This window comes from Herbaspirillum sp. B65 (assembly GCF_000333555.1).
In the GTDB taxonomy this organism is placed as follows: Bacteria; Pseudomonadota; Gammaproteobacteria; order Burkholderiales; family Burkholderiaceae_D; genus Herbaspirillum; species Herbaspirillum rubrisubalbicans.
In genome coordinates this window covers 1-2,022 of the sequence record NZ_BADI01000027.1, presented here as the reverse complement: position 1 = coordinate 2,022, position 2,022 = coordinate 1, and the positions used below count along the sequence as shown (strand labels likewise).

The window sequence follows — 2,022 nt, the reverse complement described above, 5'->3', positions numbered from 1 at the left end:
TTCATCCCATCAGTCCTGCGGTGGCCTGTCGCTGGCGCGCGCCGAGATCGGGCCGCTGGGTCTGGCGCTGGACCGCCACTGGATGGTGGTGGACCGCCAGGGCCAGTTCCTGAGCCAGCGCAGCCATCCACGCATGGCCTGCATCACGCCAGCCTTCGAAGAGGACGCCCTGGTCCTGCGCGCGCCGGGCATGGCAGCCCTGCGACTGGCCGCCGCCGGCCAGGATGGTGCCACCCTGGCGGTGCAGGTGTGGAACAGCCCGCTCGAAGCGCTCGACCAGGGCGAGCAGGCGCGCATCTGGCTATCGGATTACCTGCACGATGCAGTGCGCCTGGTGCGCTTCAATCCGACCATCACGCGCGCTTGCAGCACACGCTGGACCGGGGATTACCGCGCCAGCACGCAGTTTTCGGATGGCTATCCGCTGCTGGTGATCGGCCAGTCTTCGCTGGATGACTTGAATGCCCGTCTGCTGGCCAAGGGCGCGCCGCTCCTGGGGATGGAGCGCTTTCGTCCCAACCTGGTCATCAGTGGACTGGAAGCCTATGAAGAGGATTACATCGATACCGTAAGCATCGGCGCCGGCGAGCAGGCGGTGCAGTTGAAGCTGGTCAAGCCCTGCGCCCGTTGCCCCATTCCCGGCATCGACCAGCGCACCGGCTTGCGCGATGCGCAATGGCCGGACGAACCGCTGGCGACCTTGGCCACCTACCGCGCCAACCCGCGGGTGGACGGTGGTCTCACCTTTGGTCAGAACGCCATCATCATCGGCGGGGAGGGCGGTGTCATCGAGGTCGGTCAGGCCTGCGAATGGGAACTGAATTTTTGAGAATCCCAAAAACAATGCCGCCCGGACGGAACCGGGCGGCATAGGCAATCAGCTTTCCTGACGGATTACTTCTGGCTTACTTCTTGGGGCGACCGACCTTCAGCGGGGTCAGGCTGCCGAGGATGTCCTTGAGTTCAGCGATCTTCAGGTTCTTGATCAGCGACACGCCGATGCGCAGCAGGTCGCTCTTCTTGATCTCGACACCGGCCTTCAGGCAGGACTTCTTGACCTGGGCCAGCACTGCGTATTCGTTCTCGGGCATGGTGAAGCTGTCGCGCACCTGCTTGACCTTCTTGGCCTTGGGGGCTTTTTCTACCTTTTCTACCTTCTCCACCTTTTCGATCTTGGCCGGCTNGTCGGCCCTCTCGACCTTCTTTTCCAGCTTGGGAGCGGCTGCCGCAGCCGGGGCCGGCTTGGCCGGTGCTGCTGCCTTGGGAGCCGGGCGGGCGGCCGGTTTTGCTGCGGGCTTCTTCACCACGGCGGGCTTGGGTGCTGCCGCCTTGGCGACGGGTTTCTTCTTTTCGGTCGGTACTGCTGCAGCTTGAACTCTGGTGGCCATGAACGCTCCTGTGAAAATTAATATAAACAATATATATTTTTTGCGCCTTTGCCGCAATCGGTCCCGACAATTGGTAACGATTTTATCCTGCTTTTTTGATCTGCAAACGTTTACAAGTGGCGTGCGATGACCACAAGCTGCGTGGCCTGACCGTTTGCGGCGAACTACTTCGTCCCGGGCGAAATGAACTTCTCCAGATTCATGGCCGCGATGCTAACAAGTCCAGGTTAAAACTCTGTGACAAAGGTCAAAACAATTTATACGCAACGTACCCACGAAAAAAAAGCAGCCCGACTCTGAAGTCGGACTGCAATCAACAACGCTCTCTACCGGGGACTTACATGACACTACGGGCGACTGCTGGCTGCTGGTCGGTGGTGGCGGCGCTGGCAGGCTGGTTGCCAGCGGCCGGCTTGAAGGGAGTGACGGTGGCCGGGCCCTTGGGCTGGGCGGCTTGCGCCAGGTCGTGCTGGCGGGTGAACTCCTGCAGGAACTGGGCGAAACCGCTACCCACTTCCTTGTGCTTGAAGCCCATGGCCACGGCGGCTTTCAGGTAACCGAGCTTGGAGCCGCAGTCGAAGCGCTGGCCTTCGTAACGATAGGCCAGGATTTGTTCCTGTGCAGCAGGGCCGAG

Annotated in this window: 2 protein-coding genes and 1 pseudogene; 1 reads left to right on the top strand and 2 read right to left on the bottom strand. The window is 61.3% G+C overall.

What is annotated here, in order from left to right:
- Window positions 1-829 (top strand): MOSC domain-containing protein (locus I5W_RS00555; protein ID WP_044527792.1); only part of this gene is annotated, 829 nt, incomplete at its 5' end.
- A 76-nt stretch (window positions 830-905) separates the two neighbouring features.
- Here the strand turns inward: I5W_RS00555 and I5W_RS00550 are convergent.
- Both I5W_RS00550 and I5W_RS00545 read right to left on the bottom strand, forming a co-directional pair.
- On the bottom strand, window positions 906-1,388 hold the full coding sequence (locus I5W_RS00550) for a hypothetical protein (protein ID WP_044527791.1): 483 nt from the start codon (window positions 1,386-1,388) through the stop codon (window positions 906-908).
- A 337-nt stretch (window positions 1,389-1,725) separates the two neighbouring features.
- A pseudogene (locus I5W_RS00545) lies at window positions 1,726-2,022 on the bottom strand (UTP--glucose-1-phosphate uridylyltransferase); the annotation flags it as partial.